12 protein-coding genes are annotated in these 15,380 nt (G+C 64.6%); 5 read left to right on the top strand and 7 right to left on the bottom strand.

Annotated features, from left to right (window positions below; genetic code table 11):
* Positions 1-84: 84 nt before the first annotated feature.
* On the top strand, positions 85-3,516 hold the full coding sequence (locus DCM79_RS22560) for an indolepyruvate ferredoxin oxidoreductase family protein (RefSeq protein ID WP_257176405.1): 3,432 nt from the start codon (positions 85-87) through the stop codon (positions 3,514-3,516).
* A 9-nt stretch (positions 3,517-3,525) separates the two neighbouring features.
* Here the strand turns inward: DCM79_RS22560 and DCM79_RS22555 are convergent, their stop codons facing one another.
* Positions 3,526-4,437, bottom strand: coding sequence for a LysR family transcriptional regulator (locus tag DCM79_RS22555; protein ID WP_257176404.1), 912 nt, complete (start codon positions 4,435-4,437; stop codon positions 3,526-3,528).
* A 133-nt stretch (positions 4,438-4,570) separates the two neighbouring features.
* On the opposite strand from DCM79_RS22555, the gene DCM79_RS22550 reads away from it, so the two are divergent.
* From DCM79_RS22550 to DCM79_RS22540, 3 genes are read left to right on the top strand one after another with little or no spacing between them, the layout of a single operon-like run.
* A complete protein-coding gene (locus DCM79_RS22550) occupies positions 4,571-5,722 on the top strand; it encodes an HlyD family secretion protein (protein WP_257176403.1) in 1,152 nt (383 codons plus the stop codon).
* Positions 5,723-5,726: 4 nt separating this feature from the next.
* Entirely contained in the window at positions 5,727-7,340 is a 1,614-nt protein-coding gene (locus tag DCM79_RS22545; RefSeq protein WP_257176402.1) for an MDR family MFS transporter, read from the top strand.
* 24 nt (positions 7,341-7,364) lie between these two features.
* Entirely contained in the window at positions 7,365-7,826 is a 462-nt protein-coding gene (locus DCM79_RS22540) for a carboxymuconolactone decarboxylase family protein (protein ID WP_257176401.1), read from the top strand.
* Positions 7,827-7,950: 124 nt separating this feature from the next.
* Here the strand turns inward: DCM79_RS22540 and DCM79_RS22535 are convergent, their stop codons facing one another.
* The 6 genes from DCM79_RS22535 to DCM79_RS22510 all read right to left on the bottom strand — a co-directional run bounded on the left by DCM79_RS22535 (position 7,951) and on the right by DCM79_RS22510 (position 13,695).
* Positions 7,951-8,811 carry a D-amino-acid transaminase gene (locus tag DCM79_RS22535; RefSeq protein ID WP_257176400.1) on the bottom strand — a complete coding sequence of 287 codons (861 nt, stop codon included), beginning with the start codon at positions 8,809-8,811 and terminating at the stop codon, positions 7,951-7,953.
* A gap of 190 nt (positions 8,812-9,001) precedes the next feature.
* A complete protein-coding gene (locus DCM79_RS22530) occupies positions 9,002-9,733 on the bottom strand; it encodes an amino acid ABC transporter ATP-binding protein (RefSeq protein ID WP_257176399.1) in 732 nt (243 codons plus the stop codon).
* A 12-nt stretch (positions 9,734-9,745) separates the two neighbouring features.
* Entirely contained in the window at positions 9,746-10,438 is a 693-nt protein-coding gene (locus DCM79_RS22525) for an amino acid ABC transporter permease (RefSeq protein WP_257176398.1), read from the bottom strand.
* Between the two features lie 2 nt (positions 10,439-10,440).
* Positions 10,441-11,172 carry an amino acid ABC transporter permease gene (locus DCM79_RS22520; protein WP_257176397.1) on the bottom strand — a complete coding sequence of 244 codons (732 nt, stop codon included), beginning with the start codon at positions 11,170-11,172 and terminating at the stop codon, positions 10,441-10,443.
* A gap of 128 nt (positions 11,173-11,300) precedes the next feature.
* Complete coding sequence (locus tag DCM79_RS22515; RefSeq protein WP_257176396.1) at positions 11,301-12,212, bottom strand: amino acid ABC transporter substrate-binding protein; 912 nt, start codon at positions 12,210-12,212, stop codon at positions 11,301-11,303.
* Positions 12,213-12,297: 85 nt separating this feature from the next.
* Positions 12,298-13,695 carry a M20 family metallopeptidase gene (locus DCM79_RS22510; protein ID WP_257176395.1) on the bottom strand — a complete coding sequence of 466 codons (1,398 nt, stop codon included), beginning with the start codon at positions 13,693-13,695 and terminating at the stop codon, positions 12,298-12,300.
* A gap of 285 nt (positions 13,696-13,980) precedes the next feature.
* Here DCM79_RS22510 and DCM79_RS22505 point away from each other — a divergent pair, with 285 nt between their 5' ends.
* Positions 13,981-15,360: an LLM class flavin-dependent oxidoreductase gene (locus tag DCM79_RS22505; RefSeq protein WP_257176394.1), complete on the top strand. Its 1,380-nt coding sequence runs from the start codon at positions 13,981-13,983 to the stop codon at positions 15,358-15,360.
* The last annotated feature ends 20 nt before the right edge of the window (positions 15,361-15,380 follow it).

The raw sequence follows: 15,380 nt of genomic DNA, 5'->3' as shown, positions 1-15,380 counted from the left end.
TTCCTTGCGAATGAATAGGTAAGAACTACCAAGGCTTCGGGCATACCCTTCCATTATTCGGCAGGGTGCCGCGCGAGGTCTGCCATGGACGCCATTCCGTCACTCGACAGCTATCAGCTCTCCGACCGCTACGACCGCGACGAGGGCCGCGTCTTCCTCACGGGAACGCAGGCCATCGTCCGCATCGCGCTCGACCAGGCGAGGCGCGACCGTGCCGCGGGTCTCAATACCGCCGGCTTCATCTCCGGCTATCGCGGCTCACCGCTCGGCGGCATTGATCTCGAACTCTGGCGCATCCAGGAACGCCTGAAGCGGGACCGCATCGAGTTTCTGCCGGCCGTCAACGAGGACCTCGCGGCGACCGCGGTGCTCGGCTCGCAGCAGGTCGAGACGCAACGCGACCGCGAGGTCGATGGCGTGTTCGGACTCTGGTACGGCAAGGGCCCCGGCGTCGATCGTTCCGGCGACGCGCTCAAGCACGGCAATGCCTACGGCTCCTCGCCCCATGGCGGCGTGCTGGTCGTCGCCGGCGACGACCATGGCTGCGTCTCGTCCTCGATGCCGCACCAATCCGATGTCGCCTTCATGAGCTGGTTCATGCCGACGCTGCATCCGGCCAGCGTCGGCGAGTATCTCGCGTTCGGCGAATATGGTTACGCGCTGAGCCGCTTCTCCGGCATGTGGGTCGGCTTCAAGGCGATCTCGGAGATCGTGGAGGCGGGCGCATCGGTCACGCTGCGCCCACCGCGCGCCTTCCGCACGCCCGATTTCACGCCGCCGCCTGATGGACTGCACTACCGCTGGCCCGATTTGCCGGGCCCGCAGATCGAGGAGCGGCTGGAGGCGAAGAAGCACGCGGTCTATGCCTTCGCCAAGGCCAATCCGATCGACCGTCACATCTACGATATCCCGGATGCCACTTACGGCATCGTCACCACGGGCAAGGCCCATCTCGATCTGATGGAGGCGCTGCGATTGATGGGCCTGGATGAAGCCGCCTGCCGCCGCATCGGGATCGACGTCTACAAGGTCGGCATGGTCTGGCCGCTGGCCCTGCACGACGCCATGGCCTTCGTGAAAGGCAAACGCGAGATCCTCGTGGTCGAGGAGAAGCGCGGCATCATCGAAAGCCAGTTCAAGGAATATTTTTACGACTATCCCGGCAGCAAGCCCGAACGCATGGTCGGCAAGCACGATGAAACCGGGGCCAGGCTGATCTCCTGGATCGGGGAATTGTCGCCGCGCGCGCTCGCGAGCGTCCTGGCCCGCCGGCTCGATCCGATGTTTCCGGGCCTCAATCTCGCTGCCCGCGCAGCCGCGCTCCTGCCGGAGGCGGCGCGCAGCATCAACGTCGCGGGCGCGACGCGCACACCATATTTCTGCTCGGGCTGCCCGCACAACATTTCGACGAAGGTGCCCGAGGGATCGAAGGCGCTGGCCGGCATCGGCTGCCATTTCATGGCGAGCTGGATGGACCGGGAGACCTCGTCGCTGATCCAGATGGGCGGCGAAGGCGTGAACTGGGCGGCTTCGTCGAGATTTACCGGCCGCAAGCACGTCTTCCAGAATCTCGGCGAAGGCACCTATTACCATTCCGGCTCGATGGCGATCCGGCAGGCGATCGCGGCCGGCGCCAACATCACCTACAAGATCCTGTTCAACGATGCGGTCGCGATGACCGGCGGCCAGCCGGTCGACGGTCCCGTCAGCGTCCATGCGATCGCGCACAGCGTTCGCGCCGAAGGCGTGAGACGCATCGCGCTGGTGTCGGATGATCCCGCACAGTTTTCGCCCGCCGACCTGCCTGATGGCGTCACCATCCATCCGCGCGAGGCGATGGATGCCGTGCAGCGCGAGCTGCGCGACATCCCCGGCGTCTCGGTCCTGATCTACCAGCAGACCTGCGCCACCGAGAAGCGGCGCCGACGCAAGCGCGGGCAGATGGCCGACCCCAGGCGCTTCGCCTATATCAACGATCTCGTCTGCGAAGGCTGCGGCGACTGCTCGGTGGAATCCAACTGCCTCAGCGTCGAGCCGAAGGAGACGCCGTTCGGCCGCAAGCGCCAGATCAACCTGTCGGCCTGCAACAAGGACTTTTCCTGTCTCAACGGCTTCTGCCCGAGCTTCGTTACCGTCGAAGGCGCGACGCGCCGGAAGAAGAGTGCGAGCCAGATCGACGCCATCGGCCATGCGGCTGCGCTTCCCCTGCCCTCCTCTGTATCGCTCGACCGCCCCTACGATTTGCTCGTGACTGGGGTCGGCGGCACCGGCGTGATCACGGTCGGTGCGTTGATCGGCATGGCCGCGCATCTCGAACGCCGCGGCGTCTCGGTGCTGGACTTCACCGGCTTTGCGCAGAAGTTCGGGCCTGTGCTGAGCTATATTCGCCTCGCACCGGATCCCGAGGCCTTGCACCAGGTGCGCATCGACCAGGGCGCGGCCGATGCGCTGATCGGCTGCGATCTTGTCGTCAGCTCCTCGCCGAAGGCATCCGGCACCTACCGCCGCGGCACGCGTGCCGCGGTCAACACCGCGGAGATGCCGACCGGCGACGTGGTCCGCTTCCGCGACGCCGATCTCGCCTCCGCCGCCCGGCTGGGTGCGATCGGCCGCGTCGTCGGCGAGCACAATCTCGCTACGATCAACGCCAACGCGCTGGCCGAACGGCTGCTCGGCGATGCCGTCTATGCCAACATCATCATGCTCGGCTTTGCCTGGCAGGGCGGGCTGGTCCCGATTTCGTTGCAGGCGCTGCTGCGCGCGATCGAGCTCAACGGCGTCGCGGTCGAGCGCAACAAGCAGGCCTTTGCCTGGGGCCGGATCGCGGCTGCCGACCCCGATTTCCTGCCGAAGGCGACGGAAGCGCCGGAGGTCGAGACGCTCGACCAGCTCATCGACCGTCGCGCCGACTTTCTCACCGCCTATCAGGACAGCGCCTATGCGGCGCGCTACCGGGCGACGGTCGCAAGGATTCGCAGCGCGGAGGCTGCCCTCAACAGCGAGGCCCTGACCGAGGCCGTCGCACGCGCCCTGTTCAAGCTGATGGCCTACAAGGACGAATACGAGGTGGCGCGCCTGCACATGCAGAGCGGCTTCCTCGACGAGTTGAAGCGCGAGTTCGAGGATGGCTTCAGCGTTCAATATCACCTCGCCCCGCCATTCCTCCCCTCGGAGCGCGACGCACGCGGACGCCCGCGCAAGCGCGCTTTCGGCCAGTGGATCCAGATGCCGCTCGCAATCCTCGCGCGCCTGAAGGGGCTCCGCGGCACGCCGTTCGATCCGTTCGGCCATACCCGGGAACGGCGCACCGAGCGCGACCTGATTGCGTGGTATGAAGCGCTGATCGAACGGATGCTCGGCGAGCTCGATGCGGCGCGTCTTCCCGATCTCGTCGCGATTGCCAGGGCGCCCATGGATATCCGCGGCTATGGGCCCGTGAAGGAGGCCGCGATCGCTTCCGTGAAGGCGGAGGTCGATTCCCTGTTGGCGCGGCCGACGGCGCTGCGAGCGGCCTGACCGCAGGCCTCACGAATAGGGATTGATCAGCTTCTGCTGCTCGGCGCTGTGATGCACGATCAGGTCGATGAAGGTCCTGACCTTAGCCGAGAGATGATGACGGTGCGGATAGACCGCGTTCATGGACAGCTCGACCGTCCGATATTCCGGCAAGAGCCGCACGAGGCGGCCGGCTTCCAGATCGTCCTGAATGAGAAACCCGGCCATCAGGCAGACGGCCGCCCCCTCCAGCGCGACCTTTCGCAGCGCTTCCCCGCTGTTGGTGACGAAGCTGCCCGAAACACGGACGGAGGCCGGCGTGCCCTTGCGATCAAGGAAGCGCCATTCGTCGCCGAACGGATAGTTCAAATGCCGTCCGCAATTATGCCCCGTGAGCTCGTCGAGCTTCTGCACCTTGCCATGCTTCTCGATGTAATCGTGGGAGCAACACAGCACGTGACGCCAGGTCGCAAGGCTCCGCACGATCAGGCTCGAATCCGGCGGCGGGGTCATACGCAAGGCGACGTCGTAGCCTTCCTCGATCAGATCGACATCGGCCTCGCCCATGCGCAGATCGACCTTGAGCTCCGGATAGGTCGAGAGCAGCTTTGCCACGACCGGCGCGACGAACGGCACCATATGGGTGGCGACGTGAATGCGCAGCGTGCCGCGAGGCACCGACTGCAATTCGCTCGCGATGTCGTCGGCCTGCTCGAGATCGGCGAGAATCTGGATGGAGCGAGCGTAATAGGCCTTGCCGATTTCGGTGAGGCTCACCTTCCGCGTGGTGCGGTTGAGCAGGCGGACGCCGAGCCGGTCCTCCAGCGCCTGCACGTGATTGCTCACCATGGTCGTCGACATGTCGAGCCGGCGTCCGGCGGCAGAAAAGCCACCATTTTCAACCACATGGACGAAGGCGGTCAGGCTGGTAAAGCGATCCACGGCCGAGATTATCCACTTTCACTGGACAATGCTTCCATAAATCCAAGGATTATCACAATCACTAGGACAGCGCATCTTACCGGTACCCACAGCGCACCATGTCGAAGGGGCGTCTGGAAAGTCCGAGGATGCCATGTCGAACGCTTCTTATGTCGCTGGAAACAATGAAAAAATAGGCCTGCGCCCGTCTCGGCAGGCGATCAGGCGCGCAGCATTCGGTCTGGTGCTGGCGATCGGCGTCGCGGTGGCCGGCGACTATGGCTACGACTACCTGAAAACAGGCCGCTACCTGGAATCCACCGACGACGCCTATGTGAAGGCGGACTCCACGATCATCGCGCCGAAGGTCTCCGGCTACATCGCGAAGGTGCTCGTCAGCGACAACGAGAGGGTCAGGGCCGGCCAGACGCTGGCGGAGATCGACGACCGCGACTTCAAGACGGCGCTCGAGCAGGCCAAAGCCGACGTCGCTGCCGCCGAAGCCTCGGTGCGCAACATCGATGCCCAGCTCGAACTGCAGCAGCCGATCATCGAGCAGAGCACGGCCGATGTCGCCGCGGCGGACGCCAATCTGAAATTCGCGCAGCAAGAGCGCGCCCGCTACGACGATCTGATGAAGTCGGGCTCCGGCACGATCCAGCGTGCGCAGCAGACCGACGCGACGCTGCGCGCCAGCAGCGCGCAATTGCAGCACGCCAAGTCCGGCCTCGTCGCCGCGCAGCGCAAGGTCGATGTGCTCACCACCCAGCGCGCGCAGGCCGCGGCCCAGCTCGAGCGGGCACGCGCGGCCGCGCAGCAGGCGGCGCTGAACCTGTCCTATACCGAGATCAGCGCTCCGGTCGACGGCACGGTCGGCGCCCGGAGCTTGCGGGTCGGCCAATACGTCCAGGCCGGCACGCAATTGATGGCAGTCGTGCCGCTCAATGCGGTCTACGTCGTTGCGAACTTCAAGGAGACTCAGCTCACGCATATGCGCCCCGGACAGCCGGTCGAGCTGCGCGTCGACAGCTTCCGTGACAAGACCCTGCGCGGCCACGTCGACAGCCTGTCGCCGGCGAGCGGGCTCGAATTCGCGCTGCTGCCGCCGGACAACGCGACCGGCAATTTCACCAAGATCGTGCAGCGCGTTCCCGTGAAGATCGTGCTCGACGATCACAGCCTCACCGGCCTGCTGCGCCCCGGCATGTCGGCCGTGCCGACCGTCGATACGAAAGCTACGGTGCTTGCCGAGCGCGAGACGGAAAAGCGCCTCGCCGGCAACACCTCCCGCGCGAACGGCGGCTGAAGCCATGAGCACGCTGCAACCGACCGTCAACGACGCCGCCCGCCTCCCCGCCGCTGCCGCTGCTCCCGCCGCGCCGGCAGTCTCCGCAAAAACCTGGATTGCGGTGATCGGGGCCACGCTCGGTGCGTTCATGGCGGTGCTGAACATCCAGATCGTCAACGCCTCGCTCGCCGACATCCAGGGCGCGATCGGCGCCGGCATCGACGACGGCGGCTGGATCTCGACATCCTATCTCGTCGCCGAGATCGTCGTCATCCCGCTCTCCGGCTGGCTCGCGCAGGTGTTCTCGATCCGCATCTATCTCCTCACCAATGCGATCCTGTTCCTGCTGCTGTCGGCCGCTTGCGCGCTGGCGCAGGACCTGTCCCAGATGATCGTGCTGCGCGCCGTGCAAGGGTTCACCGGCGGCGTGCTCATCCCGATGGCGTTCACGCTGATCATCACGTTGCTGCCGCGCGCAAAGCAGCCGGTGGGCCTGGCGTTGTTCGCGCTGTCGGCAACGTTCGCGCCTGCGATCGGCCCGACCATCGGCGGCTATCTCACCGAGAATTTCGGCTGGGAGTACATCTTCTACGTCAACCTCGTCCCCGGCGCGGTCATGGTCGGCATGCTCTGGTACGCGCTCGAGCCCAAGCCGATGAGGCTCTCGCTGCTGCGCGAGGGCGACTGGGCCGGCATCGTCACCATGGCCATCGGCCTGTCGGCGTTGCAGACCGTGCTGGAGGAAGGCAACAAGGACGACTGGTTCGGCTCGCCCTTCATCGTCAAGCTCTCGGTGATCGCGGCCGTTGCGCTGATCACCTTCCTGATCATCGAACTGACGGTGAGGAAGCCGCTGCTCAATCTGCGCCTGCTCGTCCGCCGCAATTTCGGCTTCGGCATGCTCGCGAACTTCCTGCTGGGCATCGCGCTATACGGCTCGGTCTTCATCCTGCCGCAATATCTGGCACGCATCCAGGGCTACAACGCCGAGCAGATCGGCATGGTGCTGGCCTGGACCGGATTGCCGCAACTCGTGCTGATCCCCCTGGTGCCGCGCCTGATGCAGAAATTCGACGCGCGGATCATCATCGGCATCGGCTTCGTTCTGTTCGCGGCCTCCAACTTCATGAACATCCATATGACCAGCGACTACGCCGCCGATCAACTGATGTGGCCCAACATCGTTCGCGCCGTCGGCCAGGCGCTGGTGATGGCGCCGCTGTCGGCCGTCGCGACCGCCGGCATCGAGCCGGAGAACGCGGGCTCGGCCTCCGGCCTGTTCAACATGATGCGCAATCTCGGCGGCGCCGTCGGCATCGCGCTGCTGCAAACGGTCCTGACCAAGCGCGAGCAGTATCATTCCAACGTGCTGATGCAGTCGGTCTCGGTATTCGAGCAGGCCACCCGCACCCGGCTGGAGCAACTGACGCAGTATTTCGTCAATCACGGCATCCTCGACCATGCCGACGCCGCGCATCGCGCCTATGTCGCGATCGGCCGCATCGTGCAGAAGCAGGCCTATATCCTCGCCTTCAGCGACACCTTCTATCTGCTCGGCATGGCGCTGATCGTGGCGCTGATCGCCGTCCTCTTCCTGAAGAAGCCCGGCCAGACCACGGCCGGTGGCGCTCACTGACCTCACCCCAAGAAGGAGACGATCATGAAATCCCGCATGAACTATTTCCAGGCCGCGCCCGAGACGATGAAGGCGCTGATGGCGCTGGAGCAACAGATCCAGTCCACCGGACTCGAGAAATCACTGATCGAGCTGGTCAAGATCCGGGCGTCGCAGATCAACGGCTGCGCCTTCTGCATCAACATGCACACCGAGGACGCTCGCAAGCGCGGCGAGACCGAACAGCGCATCTACCTGCTCAATGCCTGGCGCGAATCCCCGCTCCATTCCGACCGCGAGCGCGCGGCCCTGGCCTGGACGGAATCGGTAACGCTGATCTCGCAGACCCACGCGCCCGACGACGTCTACGAGCAGGTTCGCGCGCAGTTCTCCGAGGAAGAGACGGTGAACCTGACCATGCTGATCGGCGCCATCAACGCCTGGAACAGGATCGCGATCGCATTCCGCGCGGTGCATCCGGTGAAGGTGAAGGCGTCGGTGGCGTAGGCTGCAAGGAGAGGTCTCGTAGGGTGGGCAAACCGAAGCGTGCCCACGTTCTGTGGCTGACAGGAGGGAGGACGTGGGCACGGCGCTTCGCGCCTTTGCCCACCCTACGACAGCTGCGCGTGGGTCAGACCGCGGTCGCCTTGGCGAACTCCACGTAGATCTCGCGCAGGCGGGTGGCCATCGGGCCCGGCTTGCCGTCGCCGATCTTCTGGCCGTCGATCGCAACCACCGGCTGGACGAACAGCGAGGCCGAGGTGGCAAAGGCCTCCTTGGCGGCAAGCGCCTCGGCGACCGTGAACGAACGCTCCTCGACGCGGAGCTGGCGCTCCTCGGCGAGCGCCACCACGGCCTTGCGGGTGCAGCCCGGCAGGATCGCGTTGGAATTCTTGCGGGTCACGATGACGTCGTCCTTGGTGAGGATGAACGCCGAGGACGAACCGCCCTCGGTGACGTAGCCGTCTTCCAGCATCCAGGCCTCGCCTGCGCCGGCCTCGGCCGCGGCCTGCTTCGCCAAGACCTGCGCCAGCAGCGCCACGCTCTTGATGTCGCGCCGCTCCCAGCGGATGTCTGGCACCGTGATGACGCTGATACCGGTCTTGGCCGACGCGGCATTGATGATGTCCTTTTCCGAGGTGAACATCACCAGGCTCGATTTGACGTCGCCCTTGGGGAAGGCGAAGTCACGGCCCTTGTCGGCGCCGCGCGTCACCTGGAGATAGACGAGACCGTTCGCGAGCTTGTTGCGCGCGATCAGCTCCTTCTGCAGCTCCGTGATGCGCTCGATCGTCTCCGGCAGCTTCAGCTCGATCTCGCCGACCGACCGCTCCAGCCGCGCCAGATGCGAGGCGTTGTCGACCAGCTTGCCGTCGAGCACGGCCGAGACCTCGTAGATGCCGTCGGCGAACAGGAAGCCGCGATCGAGCACCGAGATCTTGGCTTCGGAAAGCGGGACGAATGAGCCATTGACGTAGGCGATCGGGTCCAAGGCAGGTCTCCTGGGGAGGAAGGAGGGAATTTGCCTGTTCGTATACGGGATTTGGTGGGGCCACGAAACCCTCAACCCGTCATTCCGGGGCGGCGCGCAGCGACGAGCCCGGAATCCATCTTACCCCGGTCATGCCGCCCGATGGATTCCGGGCTCGCGACTGCGTCGCGCCCCGGAATGACCGAGAAAGTTAATGCGACAGGATCTTCGACAAGAACTTCTGTGCGCGGTCGCTGCGGGGCTTGCCGAAGAAGTCTTCCTTCGCCGCATCCTCGACGATCTCGCCGCGGTCCATGAAGATGACGCGGTTGGCGACCTTGCGGGCAAAGCCCATCTCGTGGGTGACGACCATCATGGTCATACCTTCGCGGGCGAGATCGACCATGACGTCGAGCACCTCGCTGACCATTTCCGGGTCGAGCGCCGAGGTCGGCTCGTCGAACAGCATGACGATCGGATCCATGGCCAGCGCACGGGCGATCGCAACGCGCTGCTGCTGGCCGCCGGAGAGCTGCGCCGGGAATTTCTGCGCCTGCTCCTTGAGGCCGACGCGCTCCAAGAGCTGCATGCCCTTGGTGACCGACTTGTCATGCGGCCGCCCGAGCACCTTCTCCTGCGCGAGGCAGAGATTGTCGATGATCTTGAGGTGCGGAAACAGCTCGAAGTGCTGGAACACCATGCCGACGCGCGAGCGCAGCTTCGGCAGGTCGGTCTTGGAATCGTTGACCTTGGTGCCGTCGACGCTGATGTCGCCGCTCTGGAACGGCTCCAGCGCATTGACGCATTTGATCAGCGTCGACTTGCCCGAGCCCGAGGGGCCGCAGACCACCACGACCTCGCCCTTGGTGACGCTGGTCGTGCAATCGGTCAGCACCTGGAAGCTCGGCGTGTACCATTTGTTGACGTGGCTGATTTCGATCATGAGCGTCTAGCCCTAGCGAATGATGGCGATGCGCGCCTGGAGGCGGCGAACGCCGTAGGACGCGATACAGGAAATGGTGAAGTAGACCACGGCTGCGAACAGGTACATCTCGACGAGGCGCCCGTCGCGCTGTGCGACCTTGCTCGCGGCTCCCAGGAAATCCGTGATCGAGAGGACGTAGACCAGCGACGTGTCCTGGAACAGCACGATGGTCTGCGTGATCAGGACCGGCAGCATGTTGCGGAACGCCTGCGGCAGTACGACGTAGCGCATGGTCTGGGCGTAGGTCAGCCCCAGCGCACTGGCGGCGGCCGGCTGGCCGCGCGAGATCGACTGGATGCCGGCGCGCATGATCTCCGAGAAATACGCCGCCTCGAACATGATGAAGGTGATGAGCGAGGACGCGAAAGCGCCGACGCTGATCGGGCGCGAGGCACCGGTTACCCACTGCCCGATATAGGGCACCAGGAAGTAGAACCAGAAGATCACCAGCACCAGCGGCAGCGAGCGCATGAAGTCGACATAGATCCCGGCGGCTCGGCCAAGGATCTTGAAGCCCGAGAGCCGCATCATGGCGAGGGCCGTGCCGAAGATGAGACCGCCCAGCGCTGCGAGGCCCGTCAGTGTCAGCGTGAACGTCATGCCCTCGAAGAACAGATAGGGCAGCGCGCGGCGGATGACGTCGAAATCGAGATTGCCGAACATCGCTATTTCCCCGTGATGTAGCCGGGGATCGCGACCCAGCGCTCGAGGAAGCGCATCGCGGTCACGACAACGGCGTTGACGAGGAGGTACAGAATGGTCGCGGCGGTGAAGGCTTCGAACACCTGGAACGAGAATTCCTGCATCGAGCGCGCCTGTCCGGTCAGCTCGAGCAGGCCGATGGTGATCGCAACCGCGGTGTTCTTGATGGTGTTGAGGAATTCAGAGGTCAGCGGCGGCAGGATGATGCGGAACGCCATCGGCAGCAGCACGTAGCGATAGCCCTGCGCGGTGGTCAGGCCCAGCGCCGTCGCGGCCATCTTCTGCCCGCGCGGCAGCGAGCTGATGCCGGCCTGCAGTTGCACGGCAACGCGCGCCGACATGAAGAAGCCGACGCCGATCGCCGCCGTCCAGAACGGCGCGTTGGGCAGCTGCTTCAGCCAGGTGCCGGCGGCTTTCGGCAGCAACTCCGGCAGCACGAAGTACCACAGGAAGAGCTGCACCAGCAGCGGCATGTTGCGGAAGAATTCGACATAGGCAAAGCCGAACCAGTTCGCCCCCTTCGACGGCAGCGTGCGCATCACGCCGACGAGCGAGCCGGTGATCAGCGCGATGACCCAGGCCAGCGCCGCGGTGTTGAGGGTTAGCACCAGGCCCGACAAGAGCATGTCGAGATAGGTGCCGGTCCCCATCGGGTTCGGCTGGAAAAAGATTCCCCAGTTCCAGTTGTAGTTCACGTGTCCCCCGCGCGAACGCGCCAGCTATGGATGTCTTGAGAGAAAGTCCTGGCGCCTATGCAAATGTCCGGCCACCCTGGTGTCAAGAGTGGCCGGACATGATCTCGATCGAAAAGATCGAGGTTTGCTTACTTATAATCGTCCGGGTTCGGCGAGTCCGTCGGCTTGGCGAACTCGTTCTTCAGCTCGGCCGAGATCGGGGTGTTGAGGTTCAGGCCCTTCGGCGGGATCTTCTGCGTGAACCACTTGTCGTAGATCTTCTGGGCTTCGCCCGAAGTATAGAGCGCGGCGGTTGCCGCATCGACCACCTTCTTGAAGGCGGGATCGTCCCTGCGCAGCATGATGCCGTAGGGCTCGGGCTTGGAGAAGGCGTCCTTGGAGATCTCATAGTCGCCCGGCGACTTCGAGCCGGCGACGAGGCTCGCCAGCAGGATGTCGTCCATGACGAAGGCGACCGCGCGGTCGGTCTCGACCATCAGGAAGGCCTCGGCGTGGTCCTTGGCGGGGATGATGTTGGCGCCGAGGCTCTTGGCGACATTGGCCTCGGTCAGCTGCTTGATGTTGGTGGTGCCGGCGGTCGAGACCACCGTCTTGCCCTTGAGATCGTCGATCGACTTCAGTCCGCTGGACTTCTTGAAGACGTAGCGGCTGGCGGTCAGGTAGTGGGTGTTGGTGAAGGCGACCTGCTTCTGGCGCTCGGCGTTGTTGGTGGTCGAGCCGCATTCGAGGTCGATGGTGCCGTTGGCCATCAGCGGGATACGCGTCGCCGAGGTCACCGGGTTGAGCTTGACCTCGAGCTTGTCGAGCTTGAGCTCCTTCTTCACGGCGTCGACGATCTTGTAGCAGATGTCCATCGCGAAGCCGACGGGCTTCTGGTTGTCGTCGAGATAGGAGAACGGGATCGAGGAGTCGCGGAAGCCCAGCGTAATGGCGCCGGTGTCCTTGATGTTCTTTAGCGTGCCGGTCAGCTGCTGGGCGCCGGCCTGGCTGACGACGAAGGTCGCGGCGAGCGCGAGTCCGATGCTACGGAAATGTTTCACTTTTTTGTCCCCTTTCAGGATGATGCGGCCGGATGCAAGCACAAATCGGCCGGGATTAGAATGTGACTTTTGGCTGGATCGAGACTTAGTTTAGCGGGCGAGTTAACGGTCCTGGCAATTGGCCGAGATCCCAGAACAGCCCGGCCATCACCGTCAAGGCCTCTTCGGTCAGAGGCAGCAGAATGTGCTCATTGGGCGCATGCTGGGAGCAGCCGGGATAGGAGTGCGGGACCCAGATCGTCGGCAGGCCGAGGATTTCGGAGAACACGTCATTGGGAAGCGAGCCGCCGAAATTCGGCAGCACGGCCGGCGCCTTGCCGGTGGTCTCCTGCACCGAATCCGCCGCCCATTTGATCCACGGGCTGTCGAAGTCTGTGCGCGATGCAGCAAAACTCTGGGCCGCCCGCACCTCGACCATCGGAAAACCCTTTGCGACCAGATGCGCGCGGATGGCTTCGACCAGGCCCTCGATCTTGGTCCCGACCACGAAACGCAGTTGCAGCACGGCATTGGCATGGCCCGGAATGGCGTTGGCCGGCTTCTCGATATTGCCCGACGACATCGCCAGCACTTCCAGCGTATTCCAGGCGTAGAGCCGCTCGGCGGCCGAAAGACCCTCCTCGCCCCAGTTCTCCGCCAGTGCGGGCTCGTCCGCGCTCGGCACCACCTGCACATCGGCCAGATAGGAGCGGATCTGGTTGGTGAGCCGCGGCGGCTTCAGCGCTTCGAGCTGCAGGCGGCCGTGGCCGTCGACCAGCGTCGAGATCGCGTTGACCAGAATGGTCGCGGGATTGGCCAGCACGCCGCCCCAATTGCCGGAATGATGGCCGCCGTCGCGCAGGTTCACATCCAGATGAATGCGAATGCCGCCGCGGCAACCGAGGAACAGGGTCGGACGGTCGGCGGACAGGCGCGGCCCGTCGGAGGCCACGAACAGATCCGCCCTAAGCGCGTCGCGATTGAGGTCGCAGACCTTGCCCAGATCGGGCGAGCCGATCTCCTCGCCCATCTCCACGATGAACTTGGCGTTGAAGCCGAGCTTGCCGCCGCGGGCATCGCGCACGGCGCGGAGCGCCGCCATGTTGATGCTGTGCTGACCCTTGTTGTCGGCGGTGCCGCGGCCGTAGAGCCGCGCGCCCGCAATCGTTGTGCGCCAGGGATCGCGCCCGTCGCGCCACTCGCCTTCCATGCCGTCGACGACGTCGCCATGGCCGTAGATCAGCACGGTCGGCGCGGAGGCACTCTCGTGATGCTCGGCGAGCAGGAACGGCGCCTTGCCGCTGGGGGACTCGACGATACGGCTGGTGAAATCCAGGGCGGCGAAGGCCGGCTGCATCTCCTGCTCCAGATAGGCGCGCAGCTCGTGGCCGCGCGAGGTGTTCTGGCTCTCGGTCTTGAAGGCGACGCGGCGGTCGAGCTCGGCGAGGAATGCGCCGGATCGGAAATCCTCACGGGCGCGGGCGATGGCGTCGGCTCTGGTCATGACTTGCTTTTCGGGACTTCAGGACGAAGGACCTTACCCGATACGGGTTGGCCTCCGAAAGTGGCAGGGGGCTGGATAGTTCTTGTACTTCGCGTGTACTTCTCTTGTACTTCTCTTGGGATTTCGTCCTTGCTTGCTTGAGATTGGCTTGCCAGTGCGGCAGCGCCGCCGATTTTGGCCTTGCCAAGCGCAAGCGATATGCAAGAACTTCGCCAAGTCAGGCGTCAAGTTCGGGCGCACCTCTATCATTCGAAGAGCGCTCAGTACAGTGCGCCGGGAGCCAGCATGGCAAAGCAGATCAGACTCAACGCCTTTGCGATGAATTGCGTCGCTCATCAGTCGCCCGGCCTGTGGACCCATCCGCGCGACCGCACCGCCGAGTATAACCGCCTGCCCTACTGGATCGATCTGGCCAAGACACTGGAGCGCGGCCGTTTCGACGGGCTGTTCCTGGCCGATGTGCTCGGGGTCTACGACGTCTACGGCAACAGCCCTGACGCGGCCTTACGCAACGCGGCACAGACGCCGTCCAACGAGCCGCTGCTGCTGCTCTCGGCGATGGCCGCGGTGACGCAAAATCTCGGCTTCGGCGTCACCAGCAATCTGTCGTTCGAGCCGCCCTATCCGTTCGCGCGGCGGATGTCGACGCTCGATCACCTCACCGAAGGGCGGATCGGCTGGAACGTCGTCACCGGCTATCTCGACAGCGCCGCGCGCGGCGCCGGCAAGGATAAGCAGACCGGGCACGACGATCGCTACGATATCGCCGACGAATATATGGAGGTGGTCTACAAGCTCTGGGAAGGCAGCTGGGAGGACGATGCCGTGCTGCGCGACCGCAAGCGCGGCATCTTCACCGATCCCAGCAAGGTCCATCGCGTCAATCATGAGGGCGCGAACTACCGCATCAACAACACCATCCATCTCAGCGAGCCCTCGCCGCAGCGGACGCCCGTGCTGTACCAGGCAGGCACATCGCCGCGCGGCCGGCAGTTCGCGGCCAGGCACGCCGAATGCGTGTTCATGTCGGGACCGTCGGCCAAGATCATTGCGCCGCGCGTCTCGGCGATCCGCCAGGAGGCCGCCGCACTCGGCCGCAACCCGGCGGAGATCCTGATGTTCAGCATGATGACGATCATCCTCGGCAACACCGAGGCGGAAGCGGCGGCGAAATATGCCGACTACCGCTCGCACATCAATCCGGAAGGCGCGCTGGCGCTGATGTCGGGATGGACCGGCATCGATTTCTCCGGCTACGAGCTCGGCCAGCAGGTGCGTCACGTCCAGAACGATGCCGGTCGCAGCGCCCTCGACAACGTCACGCGCGGCGACCCTGACCGCGTCTGGACCGTGCGTGACGTCATCGAGCATGTCGGCATCGGCGGCGCCGGTCCGGTCGTGGTCGGCACGCCCGAAAGCGTCGCCGACAAGATCGAGGACTGGTTCGAGAAGACCGACGTCGACGGCCTCAACGTGGCTTTCGCGATCTCGCCCGGCGATTTCGAGGACATCGCCGACATGCTGGTGCCGGAGCTGACCAAGCGCGGGCGCTACAAGAGCGAGTATGCCAAGGGCACGCTGCGCGAGAAGCTGTTCGGCGCCGGACGTGCAAGGCTCGACGCGCCGCATCCGGCAGCGGGGCATCGGGTGGGAAAGACGGGGTAGAGCCGCACACACTCGCTGTC

Origin of the sequence: Bradyrhizobium sp. WBOS07 (genome assembly GCF_024585165.1) — a bacterium.
Lineage (GTDB): Bacteria > Pseudomonadota > Alphaproteobacteria > Rhizobiales > Xanthobacteraceae > Bradyrhizobium > Bradyrhizobium japonicum_B.
This window is presented reverse-complemented; position numbering and strand designations above follow the sequence as displayed.